The sequence below is a fragment of the Pseudomonas sp. AC532 genome, from assembly GCF_979258965.1.
The window spans coordinates 2,750,763-2,774,490 of record NZ_OZ409888.1 but is presented as its reverse complement, the minus strand read 5'-3'; the positions used below and the strand labels follow the sequence as shown (position 1 = coordinate 2,774,490).

Annotated in this window: 26 protein-coding genes; 13 read left to right on the top strand and 13 right to left on the bottom strand. The window is 63.9% G+C overall.

Going from position 1 to position 23,728, the window contains the following annotated elements; genetic code table 11:
• Nucleotides 1-41: 41 nt before the first annotated feature.
• Nucleotides 42-1,148, bottom strand: a complete 1,107-nt coding sequence (locus ACZ0AV_RS13080) for a glycerophosphodiester phosphodiesterase (protein ID WP_499151420.1) — start codon at nt 1,146-1,148, stop codon at nt 42-44.
• A 101-nt stretch (nt 1,149-1,249) separates the two neighbouring features.
• Here ACZ0AV_RS13080 and ACZ0AV_RS13075 point away from each other — a divergent pair, with 101 nt between their 5' ends.
• Nucleotides 1,250-1,774: a dihydrofolate reductase gene (locus ACZ0AV_RS13075; protein ID WP_499151419.1), complete on the top strand. Its 525-nt coding sequence runs from the start codon at nt 1,250-1,252 to the stop codon at nt 1,772-1,774.
• Between the two features lie 85 nt (nt 1,775-1,859).
• Here ACZ0AV_RS13075 and ACZ0AV_RS13070 read toward each other — a convergent pair whose 3' ends face one another.
• On the bottom strand, nt 1,860-3,233 hold the full coding sequence (locus ACZ0AV_RS13070; RefSeq protein ID WP_499151418.1) for a uracil-xanthine permease family protein: 1,374 nt from the start codon (nt 3,231-3,233) through the stop codon (nt 1,860-1,862).
• A 230-nt stretch (nt 3,234-3,463) separates the two neighbouring features.
• On the opposite strand from ACZ0AV_RS13070, the gene ACZ0AV_RS13065 reads away from it, so the two are divergent.
• The 5 genes from ACZ0AV_RS13065 to tauD all read left to right on the top strand — a co-directional run bounded on the left by ACZ0AV_RS13065 (nt 3,464) and on the right by tauD (nt 8,277).
• Entirely contained in the window at nt 3,464-4,441 is a 978-nt protein-coding gene (locus ACZ0AV_RS13065) for an SMI1/KNR4 family protein (RefSeq protein ID WP_499151417.1), read from the top strand.
• Nucleotides 4,442-4,755: 314 nt separating this feature from the next.
• Nucleotides 4,756-5,739 carry a taurine ABC transporter substrate-binding protein gene (tauA, locus tag ACZ0AV_RS13060; RefSeq protein ID WP_499151416.1) on the top strand — a complete coding sequence of 328 codons (984 nt, stop codon included), beginning with the start codon at nt 4,756-4,758 and terminating at the stop codon, nt 5,737-5,739.
• A gap of 69 nt (nt 5,740-5,808) precedes the next feature.
• Nucleotides 5,809-6,597, top strand: coding sequence for a taurine ABC transporter ATP-binding protein (locus ACZ0AV_RS13055; RefSeq protein ID WP_499151415.1), 789 nt, complete (start codon nt 5,809-5,811; stop codon nt 6,595-6,597).
• A complete protein-coding gene (gene tauC, locus ACZ0AV_RS13050) occupies nt 6,587-7,402 on the top strand; it encodes a taurine ABC transporter permease TauC (protein WP_499151414.1) in 816 nt (271 codons plus the stop codon). The genes ACZ0AV_RS13055 and tauC overlap by 11 nt, the downstream gene beginning before the upstream one ends.
• A gap of 5 nt (nt 7,403-7,407) precedes the next feature.
• Complete coding sequence (gene tauD / locus ACZ0AV_RS13045; RefSeq protein ID WP_499151413.1) at nt 7,408-8,277, top strand: taurine dioxygenase; 870 nt, start codon at nt 7,408-7,410, stop codon at nt 8,275-8,277.
• 158 nt (nt 8,278-8,435) lie between these two features.
• On the opposite strand, the gene ACZ0AV_RS13040 is transcribed toward tauD, so the two are convergent.
• From ACZ0AV_RS13040 to ACZ0AV_RS13030, 3 genes are all read right to left on the bottom strand, one after another.
• Entirely contained in the window at nt 8,436-10,919 is a 2,484-nt protein-coding gene (locus tag ACZ0AV_RS13040) for a TonB-dependent siderophore receptor (RefSeq protein WP_499151412.1), read from the bottom strand.
• Between the two features lie 117 nt (nt 10,920-11,036).
• Entirely contained in the window at nt 11,037-11,996 is a 960-nt protein-coding gene (locus ACZ0AV_RS13035) for a FecR domain-containing protein (RefSeq protein ID WP_499151411.1), read from the bottom strand.
• Complete coding sequence (locus ACZ0AV_RS13030; RefSeq protein WP_499151410.1) at nt 11,993-12,508, bottom strand: sigma-70 family RNA polymerase sigma factor; 516 nt, start codon at nt 12,506-12,508, stop codon at nt 11,993-11,995. Before ACZ0AV_RS13030 ends, ACZ0AV_RS13035 begins: the two co-directional genes overlap by 4 nt.
• Before the next feature lie 239 nt (nt 12,509-12,747).
• On the opposite strand from ACZ0AV_RS13030, the gene ACZ0AV_RS13025 reads away from it, so the two are divergent.
• The 4 genes from ACZ0AV_RS13025 to ACZ0AV_RS13010 all read left to right on the top strand — a co-directional run bounded on the left by ACZ0AV_RS13025 (nt 12,748) and on the right by ACZ0AV_RS13010 (nt 15,010).
• On the top strand, nt 12,748-12,963 hold the full coding sequence (locus tag ACZ0AV_RS13025; RefSeq protein ID WP_499151409.1) for a dodecin: 216 nt from the start codon (nt 12,748-12,750) through the stop codon (nt 12,961-12,963).
• Nucleotides 12,964-13,074: 111 nt separating this feature from the next.
• A complete protein-coding gene (locus tag ACZ0AV_RS13020; RefSeq protein WP_499151408.1) occupies nt 13,075-13,296 on the top strand; it encodes a DUF1161 domain-containing protein in 222 nt (73 codons plus the stop codon).
• A gap of 150 nt (nt 13,297-13,446) precedes the next feature.
• A complete protein-coding gene (locus ACZ0AV_RS13015; RefSeq protein WP_499151407.1) occupies nt 13,447-14,442 on the top strand; it encodes an LLM class flavin-dependent oxidoreductase in 996 nt (331 codons plus the stop codon).
• 142 nt (nt 14,443-14,584) lie between these two features.
• Nucleotides 14,585-15,010, top strand: coding sequence for an OsmC family protein (locus tag ACZ0AV_RS13010; protein ID WP_499151406.1), 426 nt, complete (start codon nt 14,585-14,587; stop codon nt 15,008-15,010).
• A 61-nt stretch (nt 15,011-15,071) separates the two neighbouring features.
• On the opposite strand, the gene ACZ0AV_RS13005 is transcribed toward ACZ0AV_RS13010, so the two are convergent.
• A complete protein-coding gene (locus ACZ0AV_RS13005) occupies nt 15,072-15,491 on the bottom strand; it encodes a PA0061/PA0062 family lipoprotein (protein WP_499151405.1) in 420 nt (139 codons plus the stop codon).
• A 103-nt stretch (nt 15,492-15,594) separates the two neighbouring features.
• Between ACZ0AV_RS13005 and ACZ0AV_RS13000 the strand changes: the two genes are divergently transcribed.
• Nucleotides 15,595-16,671: an aminopeptidase gene (locus ACZ0AV_RS13000; protein ID WP_499151404.1), complete on the top strand. Its 1,077-nt coding sequence runs from the start codon at nt 15,595-15,597 to the stop codon at nt 16,669-16,671.
• A 93-nt stretch (nt 16,672-16,764) separates the two neighbouring features.
• Entirely contained in the window at nt 16,765-17,019 is a 255-nt protein-coding gene (locus tag ACZ0AV_RS12995) for a DUF1161 domain-containing protein (RefSeq protein WP_499151403.1), read from the top strand.
• 18 nt (nt 17,020-17,037) lie between these two features.
• Here the strand turns inward: ACZ0AV_RS12995 and ACZ0AV_RS12990 are convergent, their stop codons facing one another.
• The 4 genes from ACZ0AV_RS12990 to ACZ0AV_RS12975 all read right to left on the bottom strand — a co-directional run bounded on the left by ACZ0AV_RS12990 (nt 17,038) and on the right by ACZ0AV_RS12975 (nt 20,111).
• Complete coding sequence (locus tag ACZ0AV_RS12990; protein WP_499151402.1) at nt 17,038-17,685, bottom strand: HAD family hydrolase; 648 nt, start codon at nt 17,683-17,685, stop codon at nt 17,038-17,040.
• A 63-nt stretch (nt 17,686-17,748) separates the two neighbouring features.
• Nucleotides 17,749-18,714 carry a hypothetical protein gene (locus ACZ0AV_RS12985; protein WP_499151401.1) on the bottom strand — a complete coding sequence of 322 codons (966 nt, stop codon included), beginning with the start codon at nt 18,712-18,714 and terminating at the stop codon, nt 17,749-17,751.
• Nucleotides 18,715-19,348: 634 nt separating this feature from the next.
• The gene (locus tag ACZ0AV_RS12980) at nt 19,349-19,669 is read right to left on the bottom strand and encodes an antitoxin YezG family protein (protein WP_499151400.1); all 321 of its coding nucleotides are present in this window, start codon (nt 19,667-19,669) and stop codon (nt 19,349-19,351) included.
• Nucleotides 19,647-20,111 (bottom strand): DNA/RNA non-specific endonuclease, encoded by a 465-nt coding sequence (locus ACZ0AV_RS12975; RefSeq protein WP_499153360.1) that lies wholly within the window; start codon nt 20,109-20,111, stop codon nt 19,647-19,649. The genes ACZ0AV_RS12980 and ACZ0AV_RS12975 overlap by 23 nt, the downstream gene beginning before the upstream one ends.
• Between ACZ0AV_RS12975 and ACZ0AV_RS12970 the strand changes: the two genes are divergently transcribed.
• On the top strand, nt 20,037-20,186 hold the full coding sequence (locus ACZ0AV_RS12970; RefSeq protein WP_499153443.1) for a hypothetical protein: 150 nt from the start codon (nt 20,037-20,039) through the stop codon (nt 20,184-20,186). The two genes, ACZ0AV_RS12975 and ACZ0AV_RS12970, sit on opposite strands and share 75 nt — an antisense overlap.
• Nucleotides 20,187-20,376: 190 nt before the next feature.
• On the opposite strand, the gene ACZ0AV_RS12965 is transcribed toward ACZ0AV_RS12970, so the two are convergent.
• The 3 genes from ACZ0AV_RS12965 to ACZ0AV_RS12955 are packed head-to-tail and all read right to left on the bottom strand — an operon-like array spanning nt 20,377 to nt 23,715.
• Nucleotides 20,377-20,847 carry an SMI1/KNR4 family protein gene (locus ACZ0AV_RS12965; RefSeq protein WP_042553522.1) on the bottom strand — a complete coding sequence of 157 codons (471 nt, stop codon included), beginning with the start codon at nt 20,845-20,847 and terminating at the stop codon, nt 20,377-20,379.
• Between the two features lie 14 nt (nt 20,848-20,861).
• Complete coding sequence (locus ACZ0AV_RS12960; protein ID WP_499151399.1) at nt 20,862-22,613, bottom strand: HNH endonuclease; 1,752 nt, start codon at nt 22,611-22,613, stop codon at nt 20,862-20,864.
• Nucleotides 22,603-23,715 (bottom strand): DUF2169 family type VI secretion system accessory protein, encoded by a 1,113-nt coding sequence (locus ACZ0AV_RS12955; RefSeq protein WP_499151398.1) that lies wholly within the window; start codon nt 23,713-23,715, stop codon nt 22,603-22,605. Before ACZ0AV_RS12955 ends, ACZ0AV_RS12960 begins: the two co-directional genes overlap by 11 nt.
• Between the last annotated feature and the right edge of the window lie 13 nt (nt 23,716-23,728).

Below are 23,728 nucleotides of genomic sequence, written 5' to 3'. Positions count from 1 at the left end.
CGGGAGCATACCGTTGCGTGGTGAATGACAAAAGCTCGCAGTTACCGTTGCTGCTCGGCACGCAGGCGCACGGCGATATCCGGCTGGTCGATAAATAGACCATCGATACCGGTGGCGAGGAAGGCCCGTACCTCTGCGTCGATATCCCCCCGGGCTGCCGGGCTGTCGCCGCGTTGCAGCTCGGTCGGCAGGAACGAATTCTCGGCGCGGAAGGTGTACGGGTGCACCAGCAGCCCGGCGGCGTGGGCATCGGTCACGAAACGTGTCGGTTGGCCCAGGCTGCCGTCCGCCTGCCGAGGGATCACGTAGCCTTTGTCCGGCCCGACACCGACCGCGTACTGCGCGACAGCGCGCAGCCCGGCTGGCGTGGCCATCTGCGCGTAGGTCAGCGGGCTGCCCTGCACCACCTGATCATGGGGCTGGCCTTTGCCGTACAGCTGCACCAGGCGCAGCGAACTCATCTGGCGCAGCGCTTTCAGGTTGCTGACTTCGAACGACTGGATGTAAACCGGCGCCTTGGCGTCGCGGTAGCCGTTGCGCGCCAGCGTGTCGACCAGCGGCTTTTCCAGGGCCAGGCCCAGGTCCTTGAAGTGCTGGGGGTGCTTGGTCTCGATGTACAGGCCGATCTCGCGGCCCTGGCTGACCTGCAGAGCTTTCACCAGGTCGATGATTTGCTGCAGGGTGGGAATCTCGAACTGGCCGTCGAGGCGGGTGTTGCCCGGGCGAATATCGGGAATGCGCTCGATGGCGCGCAGGCGCTTGAGCTCGGCGGCGGTGAAATCTTCGCTGAACCAGCCCTCTAGCTCGACGCCGTCTATGCGCTGCTTGCGCTTGCGATCAGCGAATTCCGGGTGCCTGGCCACGTCGGTGGTCAGGCCCAGTTCGTTGTCGTGGCGTGCGAACAGCTGCCCGTCCTTGCTCATCACCAGGTCCGGTTCGACATAGTCGGCGCCCTGCAGGATGGCGATCGCGTAGGCCGCCAGGGTGTGTTCGGGTACGTAGCCGCTGGCCCCACGGTGGGCGATGATCAGCGGTTTGCCATCATCGGCGCGCTGGGCGGCGGGCGTTGCCGATGGATCGGCACTGGCCGTGAAGGGCAGCGCAAGCAGGGCACTGAGCGCCAACAGGCGGGACTGGCGTAGCGACATGGTTCGGTCTCCTGAGGGGGGCGGGCAATCAGCCTGCACCGACAACCATGGCGTGACGATGACAGCCTGGCAAGTCATGCGGGGTAACGGGGTGCTCTGTTATGCTGGCCGCCATGACCACACGACTCCCCCTCTGCCTGATCGCCGCCCTCGCGGAAAACCGCGTGATCGGCCGCGATAACCAACTGCCCTGGCACCTGCCGGCGGACCTCAAGCACTTCAAGGCCAAGACCCTCGGCAAGCCGATCATCATGGGGCGCAAGACCTGGGACTCCCTTGGCCGCCCGCTGCCCGGCCGGCTCAATCTGGTGGTCAGCCGTCAGGCTGGCTTGCGCCTGGACGGCGCCGAGGTCTTCGCGACGGTAGCAGTTGCCCGCGAGCGCGCCGAAGCCTGGGCCCGCGAGCAGGGTGTCGACGAAGTGATGCTGATCGGCGGCGCCCAGCTGTACGAACAGGCGCTGCCGATTGCCGACCGCCTGTACCTCACCCGCGTGGCGTTGCAGCCCGAGGGCGACGCCTGGTTTCCAGCGTTCGATGAAACGCAGTGGCAATGCGTCGAACGCGCTGAACAGCCTGCCAGCGAGGCAGCGCCCGCGCACCGTTTCGAAACCTGGACGCGCCTTTAGCCAACCTTGCGGCGATCCGCTTCGGCACCTGCAGGCAGTGCCGACTGGCACGCTAAGCAGCGGCGCTTTTCACGTGAACGGTGGCTCAGTGCTCGTCGGCCTTGGCCGGGCTTTCCGGCAGGAACCAGTTGAGTACCAGCGCGCAGATGCCGCCGGTGGCCACGCCCGACTCCAGCACGTTGCGCAGCGCCGCCGGCATGTGGGCGAGAAATTCCGGCACCTGCGACACACCGAGGCCAAGGGCCAGGGATACGGCGATGATCAGCAGGGCGCGGCGATCCAGGTCGATGCCGGCGAGAATGTTGATGCCCGAGGCCGCGACGGCGCCGAACATCACCATGGCCGCGCCGCCGAGCACCGGCTCCGGTACCGCCTGTATCACCCCAGCCACGGCCGGGAACAGGCCGAGCACCACCAGCATCAGGGCGATCCACACACCGATATGACGGCTGGCGATGCCGGTCAGCTGAATCACCCCATTGTTCTGGGCGAAGATCGAGCTGGGAAAGGTATTGAACACGCCGGCCAGCAGCGAGTTGACGCCGTTGACCAGCACCCCGCCCTTGATGCGCTGCATCCACAGCGGGCCTTCGACGGGCTGCTTGGACACCTTGCTGGTGGCGGTCACGTCACCGATGGCTTCCAGGGACGTGACGAGGTAGATCACCAGCATCGGGATGAACAGGCTCCAGGAGAAACCGAGGCCGAAGTGCAATGGCGTCGGCACCTGGAATAGCTCGGCCTGGTGCATGCCGGTGAAATCCAGGCGGCCCAGGTAACCGGCCAGCGCATAGCCGACCAGCAGGGCGATGACGATCGCGCAGCTGCGCATCCACACCACCGCAATGCGGTTGAGCACCACGATCACCGCCAGCACCACACCGGACAACAGCAGATTTTCGCCGTTGGCGAAGGTGCCGTTGGCCATCGCGCCGTAGCCGCCGCCCATGCTGATCAGGCCGACCTTGATCAGCGTCAGGCCGATCATCAGCACCACGATGCCGGTCACCAGCGGGGTGATCAGTTTCTTCACGAACGGCAGGATGCGCGAGATGCCGATCTCGATGAACGAGCCGGCGATCACCACGCCGAAGATTGCCGCCATCACCGCTTCGACCGGGGTGCCCTGCTTGACCATCAGCGCGCCGCCGGCGATCAGCGGGCCGACGAAATTGAAGCTGGTGCCCTGCACCACCAGCAGCCCGGCGCCGAGCGGACCGAACCGGCGGCACTGCACATAGGTGGCGATGCCGGAAATCACCAGGCTCATGGACACGATCAGGTTGGTGTCGCGGGCCGACACGCCCAGCGCCTGGCAGATCAGCAGGCCGGGGGTGACGATCGGCACGATGATCGCCAGCAGGTGCTGCAGCGCCGCGAGAATGGCCACCAGCGGACGCGGGCGGTCTTCTAGGCCGTAGATCAGTTCGCCGTTACGCGGGGAGTCACCTGGTTGCATGGTCGTGGCCGCCTGGAAAAGCGGCGGATTCTACTGTGTGGCGCAGGCAATCCCAAGGGGCATTCGGCAGGGCGGATCAGCGATAACGAGTAGCGCGGTTGCGAACCATCCCTCGGGGCGGTCAGTCTGACGGCGGAGCACACCTGACGTTCAGCAGATACGGGAGCACCGATGAACAGGACAGTGAAAGCCGCCGGCCCATGGGTCGGCAGCGCAAGGGCGGGCGGCGCATGAGCGACTTCCCGAACGACATCGACCTGCAGGCGTTCTGGGACGACAGTGTCTACGCCCGCAAGCACATCACCGATGCGCCGCCCGGCGACGCGCTGATTGCCGAGATCGAGGCGCAGCTCGGCTACCGGTTGCCGCCGTCCTATGTTGCCTTCATGCGCCGGCACAACGGCGGTACGCCGCACCGGTGTTGCTGCCCGACCGATGAGCCCACCTCCTGGGCCGAGGATCACGCGGCAATCACCAGTTTCCTCAGCATCGGGCGTGACAAGCGCTACTCCCTGGCTGGCGAGCTCGGTAGCCGCTTCATGATCGAGGAGTGGGGCTACCCGGACATTGGCGTGTACATCTGCGATTGCCCCTCCGCCGGCCACGACATGATCGCGCTCGACTACCGCGCCTGCGGCCCGGATGGCGAGCCGCAGGTCGTGCATGTCGATCAGGAGGGCGATTACCGGATCACCGTCCTGGCCAGGGATTTCGAAACCTTCGTGCGCGGGCTGGTCTGCGAGGAGGCGTTCGATACGTCAGAGGAGGACTTTCAGGAAGACCTGCGGCGGGTAACCGAAGGCGAGTTTTCCGAGATGCTCGCGCCGCTGCTGGACGACTTCACGCCGTTTCCCCGTATCGGCGAGGCTGTCCGAGCGATTGCCCTGCAACTGCTCGAGGAGAAACGCTATTTCGCCCTGCACGCCGACCCGCTGTCCTACCTGCTGTATGACGTGCAGTTCTGGGTGTACCAGCACCGCCACCGCGTCGAGCGGCGCCAGGACTATCTGGACGCCTACCCGCCGATGATCGCCTTCGGCGGCCGCGGTTTCAGCACCGGCGGCTACGCCCCGGGATTCGTCGAGGATTGGTTCAAGGCACGCTTCAGCGCTGGCGAGCTGATCGAGAGCCGGCACGGGATGGTCTTCAGTGCCGATTTCCAGGCGCAACTGGCTGAGCGCCTGCGCAACGTCGTGCCTGCCAGCTGACGCCAGCGTGGGGCCGGGTGGATTCCTCCCGGCCCACACACGGCCCGCTAGCCCTGGCCGATGCCATTGCACCCTGAGGCCCGTGACGCTGGCGGTCGAAAACCGGCATCCGGGTCGCGGTTTTACCCCGTGCACGGCGCGCTTTGCTCGATGCCAGCGCTCTTGCCCACGGCTGTTACCGCCCGCTCTAAGCTAAGTCTTAAATGTTATTGGTTTTATATTTTTTATAACCATAAATTCTCCTCCATCGGCGCCGTGGTGGCGCTTCGGCACCCGGGATCGACCGCGGCAGTGCCACTTGCGAGGAGTCGAACGTGAAGCGAACCATCAAAGCCCTGCTGCTCGCTGTCGCTGCAGCCACTGCCGTCCAGGCCCACGCGGCCGACATCGTGATCGGCTACCAGACCGGGGTGGACCCCTCCAAGGTCGCCCAGGCCGATGGCACCTACGACAAGGCCATCGGCGAGAAGCTCGACTGGCGGCGTTTCAATTCCGGCGCCGACGTGGTGACGGCGCTGGCGTCCGGCGACGTGCAGATCGGCAACCTCGGCTCCAGCCCGCTGGCCGCCGCCACCTCGCGCAAGCTGCCACTGGTGACCTTTCTGGTAGCGGCGCAGATCAACGCCGCCGAGGCACTGGTGGTGCGCAACGGCAGCGGTATCGACAGCCCCGAACAACTGGTCGGCAAGACCATCGCCACGCCGTTCGTGTCCACCTCCCACTACAGCCTGCTCGGTGCGCTGAAGCACTGGAAGATCGATCCGCGCACGGTGAAGATCGTCAACCTCAACCCGGCCGAGATCAATGCCGCCTGGAAGCGCGGTGACATCGACGGTGCTTTCGTCTGGTCGCCTGCGCTGGGTGAAATCAAACGCAGCGGCAAGGTGCTGACCGACGCCGCCGAGGTCGGCAAGTGGGGCGCGCCGACGTTCGAGGTGTGGGTGGCCCGCAAGGACTTCGCCGAGAAGCACCCCGAGGTGCTTGCCGAGTTCGCCGGTGTGACCCTGGATGCCTTCGCCGACTACCAGGCCAACGCCGCCACGTGGACGGCCGACTCCGAACAGGCCAGGAAGATTGCCAAGCTGATCGGCGCCAACCCCGCCGATATTCCCGAATTGCTGGCCGGCTCGACCTACCCCAACGCCCAGCAGCAGGTGAGCGCCGAATTGCTCGGTGGCGGCACGGCCAAGGCCACCGCCCGTACCGCCGAATTTCTCAAGGAACAGAAGCGCATTCCCGCCGTACTGCCGGATTACTCGCCCTACGTAAGCGCCGAGTACGTGCGCAAGGCGCAATGACACCGATTTAAACGTTCATGCCACGTTTTGCCCCTTTTCGGAGGGGCTTTTTTAATTGAGGAGTCGACCATGAGCCGACTGAACGCCGAGCGGGTCAGCCTGAGTTTCCAGCGCCGCGGGCACTCGCAGGTCATTCTGAACAGCTTCGACCTGCAGATCGAAAAGGGCGCATCCGTGGTGGTGCTCGGCCCTTCGGGCTGCGGTAAATCAACCCTGCTCAACGTGCTGGCCGGTTTTCAGCCGGCGGACAGCGGCCGGGTGCACATCGACGGTCGCAGCCTGGCAGGCCCCGGCGGCGAGCGCGGCGTGGTGTTTCAGGACGACGCGCTGATGCCCTGGCTCGATGCCCTCGACAATGTTGCCCTGGGCCTGCGCCTGCGCGGGTTGAGCAAGGCGCAGCGGCATGCACGGGCGCTTGACGTGCTGGAACTGGTTGGCCTGGCCAGCCACGCTCATCACCAGGTGTCCGAGCTGTCTGGCGGTCAACGTCAGCGCCTGGGACTGGCGCGGGCCTTGGCGGTCGACCCGGACTTCCTGCTGCTCGACGAACCCTTCGGTGCCCTCGATGCGCTGACCCGCGAGCGCATGCAGGTGCTGCTGCTGGATGTGTGGAAGCGCACCGGCAAGGGCCTGTTCCTGATTACCCACAGCGTCGACGAAGCGTTGTTTCTCGCCACCGACCTGATCGTGCTCGACGGCCCGCCCGCTCGCACGGTGCTGCGCCGGCAGGTGCCGTTCGCCCGCCGCTACCTGGCCGGCGAGCCGGTGCGCTCGATCAAGAGCGATGCTCTGTTCGCCGAGCTGCGCCAGGCGCTGCTCGATAGCTTTCTTCAGGAGCCCGCCGACCATGACGTCTGATGCGCTGCATACCCGCCTCAACGCTCGCCGCCGCTTTGGCGGCGGAGGCTTCGACCGCCGCCGGGTAGCCGCCGTCGGTACCGTGGCGACCTTGGCGGGCCTGTGGTGGCTGGCCACCCACCTGGGCTGGGTCGACACGATTTTCCTGCCAGCGCCCGAGCAGTTGCTGGTGGCGCTCAAGGGATTGCTGCACGACGGCTACCTGGACGCCACCCTCTGGCAGCACATCGGCACCAGCCTGTGGCGGGTGTCGATCGCCGTGCTGGCAGCGGTGCTCACCGCTATCCCGCTGGGCATCGCCATGGGCCTCAATCCGACGCTCAACGCTGCGCTCGATCCGCTGGTGGAGTTCTACCGGCCGATCCCGCCGCTGGCCTACCTGCCGCTGATGGTGATCTGGTTCGGCATCGGCGAGCTGTCCAAGGTATTGCTCATCTACCTGGCGCTGTTCGCGCCGCTGCTCATCGCCACCGTGGGCGGCGTGCGCCGCGTCGACAAGGCGCGCATCCAGGCGGTGCGCTGCCTGGGTGCCAGCCGGGCGCAAGTGGTGCGCCATGTGATCCTGCCCAGCGCGCTGCCGGACATTCTCACCGGGCTGCGCATTGCCCTCGGGGTGGGCTGGTCGACGCTGGTGGCGGCAGAGCTGATCGCCGCCAATCAGGGGCTGGGTTTCATGGTGCAGTCCGCCGCGCAGTTTCTCGCCACCGATGTGGTGGTGGTCGGCATCCTGCTGATCGCCGGCATTGCGCTGACCATCGAGCTCGGTTTACGGGCACTGCAACGACGTTTCGCGTCCTGGGGGTGACCTGCATGAGCATTCATTTCGAGCGTATCGGCCAGGCCCTGGGCGCCCAGGTAACGGGCCTCGACCTGACCCGTCCGCTGGACCGCGACACTCATCAGGCGCTGCATCGGGGCTTGCTCGAGCATCAGGTGCTGTTCTTCCGCGACCAACTGCTTACCCCGGCGCAACAGCGCAATGCCGCTGCGTTGTTTGGCGATCTGCACATTCACCCGCTCTACCCAAAGATTGCCGAGCAGCCGGAAATCCTCGTGCTCGACACCGACCTCAACGACCTGCGCGACAACGCCCTGTGGCATTCGGATGTGTCCTTCATCCCCTCGCCGCCGCTGGGCTCGCTGCTCAGTGCACGGCATGTGCCGCCCCGTGGTGGCGATACCCTGTGGGCCAGTTGCGCTGCCGCTTACGAAGGCTTGTCCGCGCCGATGCGCCAGTTGCTCGACGGCCTGAACGCCGTACATGACCTGACCCTGTCGTTTCCGCTGGAACGCTTTGGCAACACGCCCGACGCGTTGCAGAAATGGGACGCCGCGCGGGCGGCCAACCCGCCCGTGACGCACCCTGTCGTGCGTGTGCACCCGGAAACCGGTCGCAAGGGCCTCTTCGTCAGCGAATCGTTCACCACGCGGATCCTCGGCCTGGAGCCCGATGAAAGCGACGCGCTGCTGCGAATGCTGTTCAAGCAGGTCGCCAAACCGGAATACAGCGTGCGCTGGCAATGGCGCCAGGGCGACCTGGCCTTCTGGGACAACCGTCTGACCCAGCATTACGCCTGTGATGACTACCGCCCGCAACGGCGCATCATGCACCGCGCGACAATTCTTGGGGATCGGCCGTTCGGGCCAGGCGAAGCCGTGCACACCACAGCCGCTGCCTGATACTGATCGTTCCGACGCTTTGCGCGGACATTAGGCTGTGGCGCTGCGCGCCACGATTTGCGGGCTCAGAGAATGATGTCGGGGCACCGAGCGTCCTGCCAATGCCTCCCCACGCGCAGCGTGGGAACGATCAACTCGCGTATGCCGGGCTAGAAGTCCTAGAAGTCCGCCTTGACCGATACCATGAAGTTGCGCGGCTCACCGTAGAAGTTGCCGAAACCTTCGGTGCCCACGGTGGTGTAGTAACGCTTGTCGAACAGGTTGTTGCCGTTGAGGGCCAGCGACCAGGTGTCATCGACGCGGTAACCGATGCGGCCGTTCCACACGGTGTAGCCTGCCTGGGAGATGTCGTTGCCACTGATCGGCGAGGTGCGGTAGTTGTCGCTCTGGGCGTTGAAGCCGGCGCCAACGGTAAAACGCTCCAATGGGCCGCTGAGGCTGTAGTCGCCCCACACGCGCAGCAGATGCCGCGGCACGTAGGAGTTGTACGACACGCCATTCTGGCCCGGGTCGGCATCCTCCAGCACCTTGGTCTGGGTGTAGGTATAGCCGGCCAGCAGTTGCAGGCGGTCAATCACTTCACCGCTCAGCTCGGCCTCGAAGCCCTGGGCGCGCACCTTGCCGGAGTTCTGCGAGCAACTGCCATCGGCACAGGCGGGGTCGGCCTGGGCCGCGTCTTCCTGGAGGGTGCGGAACAGGCTGAATGAGCTGTTCAGACGCCCTGCAAACCATTCGCCCTTGATGCCCAGCTCATAGCTTGTGCCGATCAGCGGTTTCAGGGTGCTGCCATCAATGGTTTTGAGGTTGCCCTGGGGCGTGAAGATATCGGTATAGCTGGCGTAGGCGGTCAGGTTGTCGTTGAGATCGAGCAGCAGGCCGGCGAATGGCGTGACCTGTCCGGTTTCGGTGGTCTCGGAATTGGCTGGGGTGCCGACGCCGCGAAAGTAGGCGACGGAGTCGGTTTCGGATTCGTACCAGCTGACGCGGCTGCCGATTACGACGGTCAGCGGCTCGGCCAGTTTCAGGCGCGCGGTGGAGTAGACGCCGTACTGCTTGATGCGGATGTCCAGCGGGCCGCCGCGCGAGGCGTTGGCCAGGTAGTAGCTCTCGTCCGGTTGCGGTAGATGATGGTCAGGATCGAGCACGTTCTGGCGTTGCGGCAGGGCCGCCACGGCGAAGAAGTCGTCCTTGTGGGAGCGGCTGGTGTTGGCGCCAACCACCAGTTCGTGCTGCTGGCCAAAGGCATCGAACGTGCCGTCGACATAGGCATCGAGGCCGTAGTCCACCTGGTCGTAGTCATAGATGCTGCCCAGCACCAGTGTGTTGGAGCTGCTGGCGCCCACCGGCACCGAGCCGCTGGGAAAGGCGTATTCCATGTCCTGGGTATTACGCGACCAGACACCCGCTACCTTGAGCGCCCAGCTGTCGTTGAGCTGGTGGCTCAGGTCGCCGAATACCGTGGTGCGCTTGCTGCGCTGGTTGTTCCAGGCCGGGTTCAGGCAGGTCGAGCGGCCGAGTTTCAGGGCGTTGCCATCGGCGTAGCGTGGCAAGCCGCCCCAGCAGGGCGTCGCGTCGAGGTCCTCGTAGGCGACGCCTACGCCGAACGTGGTGTCGGCGCTCAGGTCGACATCCAGCGCACCGTAATAGACCTGGTCCTTGCGCTCGGCTACGTCGTAGAAGTAATGGCGACTTTGCTGGGTCGCCACGGCCCGGCCGCGAACCGTGCCGGCTTCATTGAGCGGGCCGCCCGTGTCGACCTGCGCGCGATAGTTGTCCCAGGTGCCGGCCGACAGGGATAGCTGAGTGTGGGGCGTGTACTGGCCGCGCTTGCGCACGAAGTTGACGCCGCCCGCGGTGCCGCCGGCGCCTTTCATCATCCCCGCCGCACCGCGCAGCACTTCGACCCGGTCATAGATGGCCATGTCGCTGGAGAAACTGTCGGCTTGTGCATAACTGCTGCCGATGTCCAGCGGTACGCCGTCGTACTGATACTGCCCGGTCATGCGAAAGCCGCGGGAGTAGAAGTACTTGCCGCCCATGGGCGAGTCGTACACGGTGATGCCCGGGGTCTTTTCCATGACCTGTTCGATGGTGTTGAGGTTCTGGTCATCGAGCATCTTGCGGGTCAGCACCGTGACCGACTGCGGCGTGTCCTTGAGCGAATGCCGGCCCTTGCCGATGGTTACCGCTCCCGTGGTATAGGAGCCGCTGCCCTCGGTGATATCGCCCAGACCGCTGGCGTTGATGCTGGTCGCGCCCAGTTCCAGCGAGCTGCCGTTGTCCTGTGCAGCTTGCAGGGCGTAGTTGCCGCCTGCCTTGAGCGGGCGCAGACCGGTGCCGGCCAGCAGCTTCGCCAGGCCGGCGTCCACCGAGTGGCTGCCGGTCAGCCCGGGGCTGCGTTTGCCGGCGGTCAGGCGTGAATCCACCGATAGCAGAATGTCGGCCTCGCTGGCAAAGCGGTTCAGCGCGCCGTCCAGATCACCCGCGGGGATGGCATAGGCGCGGGTCTGTTCAGTCGCGGCCGGTTGCGCCGTTGCGCTGGCTGCGATCAGCAGCGGGCCGGTGGCCAGCAGGCCGGTGAGCAGGGCACGGGTGATCGACAGGCTCAGCGTCGAACGCTGGGATGCAGGTAGGTACGGCACTCTGGAGATCCTCTGAGAATGCGTCTTTATTGGGTTCAAGAGGTATCCCGAGCGAGCTGGCAAAACCAACAATGGATTTCGGTCATTATCGATGACCGCTGCGATTGCGGCCTGTGCCTACCCCCAAGGGCGCACGGTGACCCAATAGCGGGTCAGCCGATGCACTTCCACGGGCAGCGATTGCTGCAAGGCGGCGAGTACGCGGTCAGTGTCGGCCAGTGGAAAGACGCCGGTCAGTGGCAGCCCGGCGACGGCCGGGTCGCAGCGCAGCACGCCGGGGCGATGGCGAGCCAGTTCGTCGAGGAATTGACCCAGCGGCATGCGCTCGGCGATCAGCCGGCCTTCGTGCCAGGCGATGGCATTGCTGTCTGCCGGGACGATGGCCGTGGCCCGTTCGCTGTTGAACCAGCGCTGCTGGCCCGCCTGCAGGCGTGAGGGCGGCGTGTTACGCGGTCGCAGCTCCAGTTCGCCTTCGTAGAGTTCGACGCGGCTGCCGCCGTCGATCTCATACACCGAGAAGCGCGTGCCGAGTGCCTGGATTTCGCCAGCGGCGGTCTCGACGATCAGTGGCCGGCGAGCGACGTCATGACCGCTCTCCAGCAGCAGTTCGCCGCGCAGCAGCCGGATGCGCCGTTCGCGGTCGCTGAAACGGATGTCCACCGCGCTGTCGCTATTGAGCGCCAGCCGGCTGCCATCGGCCAGGGTGTGGCGCAGGCGCTCGCCGGTGCCACTGCGCAGGTCGGCCATGGCTTCACGCCAGGGCAGCCGGGACTGGGCCAGGTAGCCGCTGCCGCCTGCGAGCAGCGCCAGTCCCAGCACCTTCAGGGCTTGACGCCGACGGGCTTCGGGCAGGTCACGCAGCACGGCGTTGGCGGTGTGGGCAGGCACGCCCGCCAGGGTGCCCCGTAAGTGCTCCAGGCGCTGCCAGGCGCGCTGGTGTTCGGGGTCACTGGCTTGCCAGTCAGCGAAGCGCTGGTGTTGCTCGGCGTCCAGCTCGCCGCCCCACTGCAGCATCAGCCAGTAGCTGGCCTGCTCGACGATGGCTAGCGGGATCGGCGCATCGCTGGTGCGGTTCATTCGGCGTACAGCACCTGATAGCAGGCCGAGATGGCGCGCTGCATGTACTTCTGCACCGAGCTCACGCTGACCTGCAGGCGCTCGGCGACCTGTGGGTACGTCAGCCCTTCGAACTGCGAGAGCAGGAAGGCTTCGCGCACCTTGGCCGGCATGGCGTCGAGCATGGCGTCGATGTGCAGCAGGGTTTCGATGACCATCGCGCGGGTTTCCAGTGATGGCGATTCGGGCTCCGGCAGCAGGGCGATGCTGTCGAGATAGGCGCGCTCGATACGCTGCCGGCGCCACTGGTCGATCACCAGGTTGCGGGCAATCTGGGCCAGGTAGCTGCGGCCTTCGTCGAGGCTTGGCAGGCGGCCGCTGAGCAACAGGCGCAGGAAGGTGTCCTGGGCGATATCCGCCGCCTGTTCGCGGTCGCCCAGGCGTTTGCGCAGCCAGCCATGCAGCCAGCCGTGATGATCGCGGTAGAGGGTATCGACGTTTTGCAGCGGTGAGGGGGGCTGAGCGCTGGACACCGAAACTCCCTTGGCGTGCGCCAGTGCGGATAAGAATTGATCGCGATTGTAGGAGGGCTGCCGAATTTTGGGAACAGGTCGCGCACAAACGCGATGTTCAGGACGTTGCCGTTCGCCGCTGCGGCCCGCTAGCGGGGCATCGGGCGGGCGGAGCGAAAACCTGAACTTAGCGACGGCAAGCGGGGACTGATTGAGTAAGGGCGCTCAGCCCACTTGTGTTCATCAGCCCCGGAGGCGATATGTCAGATCATCACACCTACAAGAAGGTCGAGCTGGTTGGTTCGTCCACGTCGAGCATCGAAGATGCGATCAGCAATGCCCTGGCCGAGGCCAGCAAGAGCATTCGCCACCTGGAATGGTTCGAGATCACCGAAACCCGTGGCCACATCGCCGATGGTGCGGTGGCTCATTATCAGGTCACCCTGAAGGTCGGCTTTCGCATCGCCAATAGCTGACCCGGGGCATCTGCAGTCGCACTCACTCGCCATCACGGCAGTAGGCGGCTTTGATTGAAGCGGGGCGCTCATGAGCCCATTTTTGTTCACTGCTACGAGGGAGCGTTTGTGATGAGAAAGATGTTGTTTGCAGTGGGCCTGATGGCCCTGGCCGGTTCGGCTTTCGCAGCCAAGGATTGCGAAGAGCTGAAAGGCGAGATCGATGCCAAGATCCAGGCCAACGGCGTATCGTCGTACACCCTGGAAATCGTCGACAAAGGCAGCGTCACCGACCGTCAGGTGGTTGGCAGCTGCGCCGCCGGCACCAAGGATATCGTCTACCAGCGCAACTGATGACGATGATCGAAGCCGGCGTGCAGCCTGTCTGTCGCCGGCTTTTTGCTGCTCGCCATTTGGCACGAGAGGGTCGGGAGGCGTAGAGTAAGACCTACTGTTTTACTCGGGTATAGCTCCGGGCTTATCCACAGCCGAGGTTTTTTCTTCATGACCGCACTCGCGAATATTCCCCTTTCCGTTCTCGACCTGGCACCCATCCGTGACACCGGCAGCCCGCAGCAGGCGCTGCACAATTCCCTGGCGCTGGCCCAGCATGTCGAGTCACTTGGCTTCAACCGCTTCTGGGTGGCCGAACACCACAACATGGACGGCATCGCCAGTTCGGCAACCGCCGTGTTGTTGGGCTATCTGGCGGCTGGCACCTCGCGCATTCGACTAGGCTCCGGCGGGGTCATGCTGCCCAACCACGCGCCGCTGGTCATCGCCGAGCAGTTCGGCACCCTGGCGACCCTGTATCCGGGGCGCATCGAACTGGGCCTTGGCCGTGCGCCGGGTGCCGATCAGTACACCGCCCAGGCGCTTCGCCGCGAACGCTCCGGCAGTGCCGATGATTTTCCCCAGGATGTCGCCGAGCTGCAGCGTTACCTTGGCCCACGCACGCCGGAGCAACGCGTGCTGGCGGTGCCGGGTACCGGCACCAACGTGCCGATCTGGCTGCTCGGCTCCAGCCTGTTCAGCGCCCAGCTGGCCGGTGAACGTGGCTTGCCTTACGCCTTCGCCTCGCATTTCGCACCGCGCTACGTGCACGAGGCGATCCGCGTGTATCGCAACGCGTTCAAGCCGTCCGAGGTGCTCGACAAGCCCTACGTGATGCTCGGCGTGCCGCTGATGGCCGCCGATACCGACGAGCAGGCCCAGCACCTGGCGACCTCGGCGTATCAGCGCATTCTCGCGCTGATACGCGGCCAGAGTCTGGTGCAGCGCCCTCCCGTGGAGTCGATGGAAGGCCTGTGGCTGCCCCATGAGCGCGACGCCGTCGGGAGCTTTCTGGGGATGGCGGTGATCGGTGGCCCGCAGAAGATTCGCGCCCGCCTGGAGGTGCTGCTGGAGCAGACCCAGGCCGACGAGCTGATCTTCACCTGCGATCACTATGACTTCGCCGATCGTCTGCACGCCTTCGACATCCTCGCTGGGCTGCGCTGATCGCGCGGGCCGATGATTCGCCTGGCGCATCGCGGCGTGCTCGGCAAGTGCACCCGGCTGGAGAGCGGGATTTCCAAAAAACTCGAACTTGCCGGGCTGCTGTCTCTCTGAACTCTGTACCCTCATCAACAGGAGCATAGAGATGAAGAAGACAGCATCGGCCCATTGGCAGGGCGGCATCAAAGACGGCAAAGGCACCATTTCCACTCAAAGCGGTGCGCTGTCCAAGCAGCCCTACGGCTTCAACACTCGCTTCGAAGACGAGCCGGGCACCAACCCCGAAGAACTGATCGGCGCCGCCCATGCCGGTTGTTTCTCGATGGCGTTGTCCAAGGAGCTGGGTGAGGCCGGCATGACTGCCGAAAGCATCGACACCAAGGCCGAGGTCACCCTCGACAAGCAGGACGGCGGCTTTGCCATCACTGCCGTGCACCTGTCGCTGAAGGCTAAGGTACCGGGTGCTGATCGCGCGGCCTTCGAGAAAGCCGTGGAAACCGCCAAGACCGGTTGCCCGGTATCCAAGGTGCTGAACGCGGAAATCACCCTGGAAGTGGTACTCGAGGCCTGATTGGCCTGCACCGCTTGATCAGCGAAGCCGCGGCGCCCGTCGCGGCTTCTTCACGTCAGGATCAGAAACTTCCGCAACGCAGGTTCTTGCCGCGCGCGAGCACGTTGCGCTGGGCGTCGTAGAGCACCGCCTGGCCGCGCATCACCATCGACCGGGCCTCCACGCGGTATCGCTCACCGGCCTTGAAATCGTCGTAGCGGATGCGGATGTCGCATGTCAGCTGCTGTGGCTCGGACATCAGCGATGCACCCCCGCCGCCCCTGACTTCGAAGCGAAAGGTCATTTCCAGCTCGTGGGCACCGGGCGTCACCTGGAAGTAGCGGCCATCGTCGACGCGCTGACGGTCCAGGCGCTCGGCCATCAGCAAGTCGATACCTTCGCCCTCCAGGTCTACCCACGCCATGTTCGGGTCGGCGGCCGGCAGCGGCGAGGCGCAGGCGCCGAGTAACAGCAGGCTGGCGAGCAAAAGGGGCTGGCGCATCGTGGTATCTCCCGTGGAGCGCTTACTGAGGTGCGGCAGTATCGCGCAAAGCAACCGCGACTTCGCGGTACGATGAGGCGTTTGCCTCTACACGACGATGGCCATGCACGAGTCTTGCACCTCCTTTCTTGTCGACCTGTCGCGTCGCGCGGCGGTTCCCCTGTTCGTGCTGCTGCTGACCGGCTGCAGCAGCCTCGATTACTACGGACAATTGGCCCGTGGCCAACTGCAGCTGTTGCAGGCACGGCAACCGGTGCAGACCGTGATCGACGATCCGGCGACCGACCCGCAATTGCGTCAACGCCTGGCGTTAGCGCAGCAGGCGCGCAGCTTCGCCAGTGAGCAACTGGGGCTGCCGGACAACCGCAGCTACCGCGTGTATGCCGATCTGCAGCGACCGTTCGTGGTCTGGAACCTGTTCGCCACTGCAGAGTTCTCGCTGCAGCCGCAGCTGCACTGCTTCCCGATTGCCGGCTGCGTGGCGTATCGCGGTTTCTATGACCAGAACCGTGCCCGCGGGGCGGCGGCGCTGCTCGACGCGCAGGGGCTGGACACCTACCTGGGTGGCGTCGAGGCCTATTCGACGCTGGGCTGGTTCGATGACCCGATTCTCAACACCATGATGCGCTGGAGTGACGAGCGCCTGTTCGCGGTGATCTTTCACGAGCTGGCGCACCAGCAGTACTACCTGCCAGGCGACACGGCCTTCAATGAGTCCTATGCCACCTTCGTCGAGCAACAGGGTTTGCGCCAATGGCGCGCCGCCCGCGGGTTGCCGGCGCCGAAAGCGCCTGGCGTCGAGCCCCGTGAACAGTTCAGCGAGCTGGTGCTGGCCAGCCGCGCACGCCTGGAAAAGTTGTACGCCAGCGGCCTGGACGACGAATCGATGCGTACCGGCAAACAGGCCGAATTCGAGCGCTTGCGCAATGAGTATCGACAACTGCGGGCCACCCAGTGGCACGGTGTGGGTTACTTCGACGGCTGGATCAACGCACCGCTGAACAACGCCAAGCTGCTGCCTTTCGGCCTCTACGACCGTTGGGTGGCCGCCTTCGCTGCGCTGTTCGACGAGGCAGCGGGCGACTGGCCGACCTTCTACCGGCGAGTGGCCGAACTGGGCGCCCTGCCAGCCGAGCAACGGCTTATACAACTGCAAGCGCTGGACGCTGTCCGAGGCTAAGGCCTGTCGAGGTTTCAGCAGCGAGCTGCAGGGCACGGCACGCAGGTGCTGATGCGCGACAGGCGCAAACAACAATACACAGAGGAAGTCGTGATGAACGGATTGACGGCAGTGATGCTGGCGCTCGGCCTGGTGGGCAGCAATGCCTGGGCCGCGCCCAAGTCGTGTGAAGCGCTCAAGCAGGAGATCGAGGTCAAGATCCAGGCCGCCGGCGTCGCCAGCTACACGCTGGAGATCGTGCCGAACGAGGAAGTAGAAGATGACAGCATGGTCATCGGCACCTGCGACAACGGCAGCCACAAGGTGATTTACCAGCGTAATGACCTGACCGGTTCGCGGATGATGTAGGGGCGAGCACGGCTGCCACTACCGGGCAAAAGCGCGATGCAACTGCGCCAGCGTCTGGACATGGTAAGCCGGCCGCTCGCCACTCAGCTCTTCCAAGCTGCCGAAGCCATACCCCACCGCCACGGCATTCAGGCCGTTGCTGTGGGCGCCGATGAGATCATGCTTGCGATCACCGATCATCAGCGTATCGCCGGGGTCGAGGCCTTCCTGCTCCAGCAGGTGCTTGATCAACTCGACCTTGTCTGTGCGCGTGCCATCGAGTTCACTGCCGTAAATCGCTTTGAAGTAGCGAGCGAAGTCGAAGTGCCGGGCGATCTCCGCCGCGAACACGGTGGGTTTGCTGGTGGCGATATACAGGGTGCGACCCTGCTCGTGCAGCGACTGCAACAGCTCGAGGATGCCCTCGAACAGCTGGTTTTCGTACAACCCCACGTCGCGGAAACGGGTTCGGTAGTGGTTGACCGCCTCCCAGGCGCGCGCCTCGCTCAGGCTGTAGGTGTGCATGAAACACTGCAAGAGCGGCGGGCCTATGAAGTGCTCCAGCGCGACCAGGTCGGGCTCATGGATATCCAGCTTTGCCAGGGCATACTGCACCGAGCGGGTAATGCCTTCGCGGGGATCGGTCAGGGTGCCGTCGAGGTCGAAGAGGAGGGTGTTGTGCTGCATGGCGTGCGGTCCGCTGGCTTGAATCGGCGCGGATTGTCCCGCACCGCAAGGCACTCCGGCAACTCAGGCCGCTGCCGGGCGATAGATCCAGCGCAGGCTCATGCGCGTCAGCGGCCAGAGCAGCGCCAGCAGCAGAAGCCCGAACACCACGAGCAGCGCCAGCACGGCAAATTCCGAACCGGCATACAGCGCCACCAGCAGCACGAAACACAGGCCGGCGGCTATCAGCAGCCAGATACCCAGGCACACCAGCACGCTTGCCGCCAGTCGGCCGACCGCCAGCTGCGGCAATTGCCGTGGCAGCACACTGCGGGCAGCGAGCATGGCAATCGCACCATACCCCAGCCCGGACATATTGCTGAGCGCCTGTAGCCACTGCATGGCGTAGAGGTCGCCAAGATACGTCGGCAGCAGCGCCAGCAACGCCATGTAGAGCGCGCTGAACAGCGCCCCGAAGGCCAGTGCGGCCTCACCGCGACCGACCGGACCGAGACCGGTTTCGACCTGGGCCGTGCGACGCATCAGGTGCAGGCTCAGCCACAGGGGCAGCAGCACGGTCAGCGCGAAGACAGCCAGGTCGAGGGGCACCATGAGCAGACCTGGCGGTATTCCGTGGTCACCCTGGTAGATCCATGGCACCAGTGGCGCCCACAGCAGGTTGAGAAGCACGCTGCCCAGAACGGCGGCCACCACGTAGAGGCCGACGAACAGCGCGATCAGCCGTTCAGGGCGGGTCACGGTCACCAGCCTGTGGCACTGCAGGTAGACGCGCGTCAGCAGCAGCGCGCCGCAGCCATCGGCTGCCATTGCGCTGATCCAGAAGCCCACGATTTGCCACGGATTGCGCAGGTAGCCCTCCATCAGGTCCGGCGCCAGGGTCAGCCACATGATCAACAGGCGAGCCACCTGGCCCCCCGCACAGCAGAGCAGCGCCGTGATCAGCAGGTGCATGGGCAGCTTCGAGGGCGGCCTGTCTGCAACGCCTGAACCGGGTTGAGTCTGCGCAATGGAGTAAGGGGTGTCGTGCATCAGGGCATCCTTTCGCGGCACGTAGCTGAGGGCCCACAGAATATACCGGCGCTGTACGCAATACCGTGATCGTTCTGCGTGTGCAGGTCGAAATGTTTGGGCGGTCCGGGCGCCTTGCGGCGTTTTGCCTGCCCCGTCCCGGAATCGCATTGCGCAGCAGGCCCGGGCCGGGGTGCTGCCGCGGCCAGGCGGCGCGGGCGCTGGCTGGCGTGAGAGCCCGGTCGCACCGGCGAGCCACAGGGTCAGGAGGCTGCGGTCGGTCGAGTGCAGCGTTCGGCTTGTGACCTGCCGGGACTCACTTCAACAGTCGCGCAGCTCGTCCATGGCAGCGTCGAGCGCCGCGCGATCGACGGGCCGCGTCTGGCGCTGGAAAGCGCAACACGTTTCTCGTCAACGGCCACGATGCCCATCAGGGCTTTGTAGATCGCCTTGCGCGGTGGTTTAGATAAGTCGCAGATTCGGCGCAGCGCAGCGGGGGAGTCGACGCCTTCGAGAACGCTGGTCTGAATACGCTGGATCCAGCTGTTGCCATTTATTGAAGAGGTTTAGCGCAAGCTCCCCACCAGTGCGACTGTGGCGCAACTCACGTCATGATGTTCGTACTGGTTGCGGGTGGGGTTTGGCCACTTCAACCCTAGAGCTTCGGCTGCTCTGGAATACGATCCTGCAGCTCCGGTCGTGGGTAGGTGCGGAACTCGTCCGCCCATTTATCGGCAGACGGAATGATTTCAAATGCGGGCAGTTCGTCATAAATGAAATCGAATCTGAAATTGCCGTCAGGAGTCAGGGTAAATGTTCCGGTGTACCAGGCATGCCCGTTTTCATGGAGGGTTGCCATTTTGCTGCGTAGCTCATGGAACGCATCGCTTGCCTCGTCTTCGATGGAGAAGTAAACCGGCTTTCCGTTTTCCGGCAGGTAGTGGCCGATCTCTTCAGCAAAGAGCGTGATGGTCAACAGAGAGTACTGGGCCTGAGTCCAGCCATCGTCTGGCAACGCGTCGTATACACCTCTGGGCGATAGTTTGTTGGAGCTGTTGTATTTCAGGGGTCATGTCATAAGCCTGTCGAGTTATTGATCGTGCGTGTCTTGGTGACGTCACCAATGGTCTCAACAATCTTGAATTTACTGGCTCGCATGCTGGCGTCGGTATACACCGGACTGATTTAACACGCACATCTTTGCCGGCCGCCAGTTCGCTGGCCCAGCGCTTCTCCATCTGCCCCCACTCACCTGCGTGATAGTTGTTGATGTCCTTGTGCATGGGGGGCAGGTTGCCTTTGCCGCCGTGCCCGCCGAACTGTGAGCCGATGAGGTGCCCGCCTTGGTCATCAGCGATGCGACCGTCGTTCTTGCCGACAGTACGCTGAGCGTACCCGTTGCGTTCAGCCTTTTTCAGTGGCAGTTTGCATTCGACGGAGTTGATACGGCCTTCTGCGTCGGCGGTGTATCTGTCGGCGTTGAGTTCGAGTGAATGCGGCTTGGCCAGTCTCACCTGCCCCGATAATCTTTAGAAGCCCCATGCAGTCGCCTGGGATGCTTGGATAACGGGTAAGAGTATTTCTTTCGTTGATCTGCAGAGATGGCCGTCATCTAGTCGATTGCAGAACCGCTGCCTTTTGGTCTACTGGTAGTAGTTGTATATGTCCGAGTCTTTTTCGGTTTCAAGTGAATAGCAGGGTCTTGAAGTCGGCGAAGGAGGGGGCAACTGGCTCCGTATGCGGAGCGAAATCATCGGATTGGTTGTGATCCCAAAGTACCACCTCAGGGCATTCAGCGTTTTTCCGAAAATCTAAGCAGAGAAAGTCACCAGAAAAAAGCGCTGCGAAAGGAATGAGCTTGCAGCCGATCTCGTCAGGATCATCGCCGAGTCGGGAGTCCAACGCTGTCATCACTACCGATATGTCGTACTCACCTATATCCTCTGAGTTAGGGTCTAGCATAACGGGTAGAAAGCGTTCAATCAGTCTGTCCGTACCCTCATGCATAAATAGATTTTTTTCGGGGATTCCACCATTGCCGTATTGGAGGAACTCAATAAAATCCTGAGGCAGTTTTACTCTGCAGTAACGCTCGAGTGAAGTTGTCGCTTCAATAGGGGGCGCTGAAATCTGGCCTACTATTTTTAATTCCATAACAAACTCCTGGTTCATCTCTTGCCTGCCGCCCACATGCCTGTAGACCGACCGCCAGAGTGAGTAATGATGTTATGCGGCCCAAACGGAACAAGTTCCATTCTACCCGGCAGCTCTGAGTGGTGCCATGTGAACCCGCTAGGGCGACCTCCGGGTATCTGGCTATCCAGCCATTTGAACTGCGCTTTGTCGCCCGTTTTCCACAAATGCTCAGGGAGGTGTTCGACCCGGCTGACCAATCCTGCTTTCTCGAAATCTGGAAACTTGGTGCCAGGTTTGAAAGGCACATCTGGTATCAAACCCTCCGCTATTGCTTGCCGCTTTATCGCTTCCTTTTGCCCTCGGGTGAGGTTCTCACCACCAGGGAAATCTTTTTCCCATGACCAGCGTTTGTTTGAGTTCACTAGCTTTGCGTATTGTTGAGCGTTTGACAATTTGGCTACATGCACACCGGTCACGGCTGCATCCGCGGCTTTTTCTGCTTCCTTGGCGGACTCCGGCAGGCGCCGCCCCAAACCACCCGCATCCGATGCTACGTCGGCCCCCCTTGTTGCATCCGCTGCAGTATCCAGTACACGCGCTGCCTTGCCCGCTCTACTCGCCCCCTTCACCACCACGCTGCCGGGTATGAACATCGACAGTACAGAGCCACCGGTCTGTGCATCGCTGGTCAGCTCGAACAAATCCCCGGCGTAGCCCGCGTTCATCATCTTGCTGGCCTGGCTGGCCAGTTCATTGGCTTTGGTCAGGTCGCCGGCCTGGTGGGCGGCAAGGGCGGCCTTTTCCATAGCATGTGCGCGCAGTGCGATAGGGGGGATCCCCGCCGCCGAGCTGTATTTGCTGGCCATCACGCCGAGGTTCCAGAGATCTGTAGGCAGATTGCCGATGCCCTTGAGTACACCAACGCCGGTATCCAGCGGGTCGTCAACGCTGGCCTCGGCTATGCGTTTGGTGCTGCTCCAGGCGCCGGAACCCAAGTCCTTGGTCTTCTCCCACAATGAGCGCTCATCTGCTTGCGCTTCCAGCAGTGCCTGCAGTTCCGGGTTGGTCTCCTCGGCGGATTTTTCGGCCTGGGTATCTGCGCCGCGCTGGGTGGTGACGACCTTGCCCAGCGCACCGCCGATACCGGCGCCATTGCAGTTGACCAGGCAGGCGCTGTCCTGACGCACCAGCGGGAGACCGTTGACCTTGACGTCGCTCTGGCCGCTGATGAACTTGACGTAGCCGCCGCCGAGCGAAGTACCGGCGACCACGTGGGAACCGGCATCGCCCTGGACGCCCTTGTGCAGGTCGCCGACTCGATACACCGGCACACCCTGGGCCTTTACGTCCGGCGAGGACTGGGTCTGATTGCCGAGGGTAGCGAAGCTGTCGAAGGGCACCACGGCATTGCCGACCTTGCAGAAGTCCGGTACCGAGCAGACGGCTTTCCATTCATGGCTGTCGTTGGCGGCGTGGCGGGCGTTGCCCACCAGATCCCGGCCGTCCTCGGTCGGTTTTGACTCCGCCAGCTCGCCATCCTTGTAGACCCCTTTGTCGTACAGATCCTTGACCTGCCTGGCGGTCTTGTCGAAGCTCTCGCGCTGGCCCGGAAAGTATTCGCCGTTGGCGGTGAACGCTTCCCAGGGATGCCCGCCACGGGCGTACAGGCTATCCAGATTGTTCAGAGCGCCTGCCGCCTGTTCGGCGCTGTCGATACCGAAGTTCTTACGGAACAGATCGGCGTTGTGGTAGCGCCCTGCCGATATGTCTACCTCAAGTGCCATGCACGTCCTCCTGTGCCAGGGGAACGTCCAGCGTGCCAATCGCCAGCCGTCGCCAGGGCTCGCCACGCTCGAAAGTGCCACGCCAGATCAGCGAGACTTGCCGGGCATCCAGATCGATGGCCACGGTATCGAGCAGCAGCGGCCCCTGCCGGGTATGGCCGTGCAACGGGGTCAGCGAGACCAGAGCCAGGATCCCGGGCAGACGGAAATGCGTCAGGCCCTCAGGCAGCATGCCGAGCAGGGAGATGAATTCGTCGCCGGCCAGGTAACCGTCCTGGATCAGATCAGGCGGCGCGGCCTGGTAGAAGCGTTCGTCGAAATCCTCGGGCAACAGAGGGTAGCGCTCACGCTGCCAGTGTTCGTCGTAGGTGCCGGCGTATTGCAGGCGTGCCTGGCTCCAGCGGGCGAGGGGGGCGAAGCCTTGTGGCGGCAGAGCATCATGGGGGCTGGTGATGGGCGCATCGACGTCCTCGATCTGTGGCGCCGGCAGCTCGCGTACGCCCTCAAGCCATTGGCGTATCTGCGCCTGGGCCTCGGGCGACACGGCTTGCAGGTCGGCCTCACTGGGCAGCCAGCCGCACCCGGCGGGATTATCGGGGTTGTACACCCGCTCTACCGGGCTCTGTTCGCTCGCCATCACGCTGTAGCAGCCACCGAAGGCATAGCGGTAGTCGAGGGGGACCCTGTCGACGGGGTCAGCGTTGCTCAGGCGCCACTCCTGCCCGTGCCGTTCGAAGCGCCGCGGGCCATGCAGCTGCAGCAGCTTGCGCCGGGTACCGACGCGTATACCGGCGAGCCAGCCAGGTTGCGGGACGCCACCTTCACTGTGCGCCGTGCCCATGACGTACACATCGCTGGCTGGCTTGCACAGCGTCAGGTCGCCCTCGCGGCGCAGCACGCTTTGCAGGGGGTTGGCTTCGGGATGGCCCTCGTATTCGTCGGCGTAGACGATCGGCGCCTGCACATCGGCCCGCGGCAGTGGGCGGTAGTCGGCGCTTAGCGCAAAGGTGCCGCGCAGCACCAGCACATCATGAACGATGCCGCCTGGGCCGGTTTTCTCGAACCAGGCATGGGGGAAACCACTGCGGTTGTCGATCTGCACGCTATGTCCGTTG

Excerpts from the sequence above, each read along its gene's own strand:
- ACZ0AV_RS13080 (WP_499151420.1), bottom strand. The coding sequence starts at position 1,148 with ATGTCGCTACGCCAGTCCCGCCTGTTGGCGCTCAGTGCCCTGCTTGCG.
- ACZ0AV_RS13075 (WP_499151419.1), top strand. The coding sequence starts at position 1,250 with ATGCTGGCCGCCATGACCACACGACTCCCCCTCTGCCTGATCGCCGCC.
- ACZ0AV_RS13070 (WP_499151418.1), bottom strand. The coding sequence starts at position 3,233 with ATGCAACCAGGTGACTCCCCGCGTAACGGCGAACTGATCTACGGCCTA.
- ACZ0AV_RS13065 (WP_499151417.1), top strand. The coding sequence starts at position 3,464 with ATGAGCGACTTCCCGAACGACATCGACCTGCAGGCGTTCTGGGACGAC.
- ACZ0AV_RS13055 (WP_499151415.1), top strand. The coding sequence starts at position 5,809 with ATGAGCCGACTGAACGCCGAGCGGGTCAGCCTGAGTTTCCAGCGCCGC.
- tauC (WP_499151414.1), top strand. The coding sequence starts at position 6,587 with ATGACGTCTGATGCGCTGCATACCCGCCTCAACGCTCGCCGCCGCTTT.
- tauD (WP_499151413.1), top strand. The coding sequence starts at position 7,408 with ATGAGCATTCATTTCGAGCGTATCGGCCAGGCCCTGGGCGCCCAGGTA.
- ACZ0AV_RS13035 (WP_499151411.1), bottom strand. The coding sequence starts at position 11,996 with ATGAACCGCACCAGCGATGCGCCGATCCCGCTAGCCATCGTCGAGCAG.
- ACZ0AV_RS13025 (WP_499151409.1), top strand. The coding sequence starts at position 12,748 with ATGTCAGATCATCACACCTACAAGAAGGTCGAGCTGGTTGGTTCGTCC.
- ACZ0AV_RS13020 (WP_499151408.1), top strand. The coding sequence starts at position 13,075 with ATGAGAAAGATGTTGTTTGCAGTGGGCCTGATGGCCCTGGCCGGTTCG.
- ACZ0AV_RS13015 (WP_499151407.1), top strand. The coding sequence starts at position 13,447 with ATGACCGCACTCGCGAATATTCCCCTTTCCGTTCTCGACCTGGCACCC.
- ACZ0AV_RS13010 (WP_499151406.1), top strand. The coding sequence starts at position 14,585 with ATGAAGAAGACAGCATCGGCCCATTGGCAGGGCGGCATCAAAGACGGC.
- ACZ0AV_RS13005 (WP_499151405.1), bottom strand. The coding sequence starts at position 15,491 with ATGCGCCAGCCCCTTTTGCTCGCCAGCCTGCTGTTACTCGGCGCCTGC.
- ACZ0AV_RS13000 (WP_499151404.1), top strand. The coding sequence starts at position 15,595 with ATGCACGAGTCTTGCACCTCCTTTCTTGTCGACCTGTCGCGTCGCGCG.
- ACZ0AV_RS12995 (WP_499151403.1), top strand. The coding sequence starts at position 16,765 with ATGAACGGATTGACGGCAGTGATGCTGGCGCTCGGCCTGGTGGGCAGC.
- ACZ0AV_RS12990 (WP_499151402.1), bottom strand. The coding sequence starts at position 17,685 with ATGCAGCACAACACCCTCCTCTTCGACCTCGACGGCACCCTGACCGAT.
- ACZ0AV_RS12985 (WP_499151401.1), bottom strand. The coding sequence starts at position 18,714 with ATGCACGACACCCCTTACTCCATTGCGCAGACTCAACCCGGTTCAGGC.
- ACZ0AV_RS12965 (WP_042553522.1), bottom strand. The coding sequence starts at position 20,847 with ATGGAATTAAAAATAGTAGGCCAGATTTCAGCGCCCCCTATTGAAGCG.
- ACZ0AV_RS12960 (WP_499151399.1), bottom strand. The coding sequence starts at position 22,613 with ATGGCACTTGAGGTAGACATATCGGCAGGGCGCTACCACAACGCCGAT.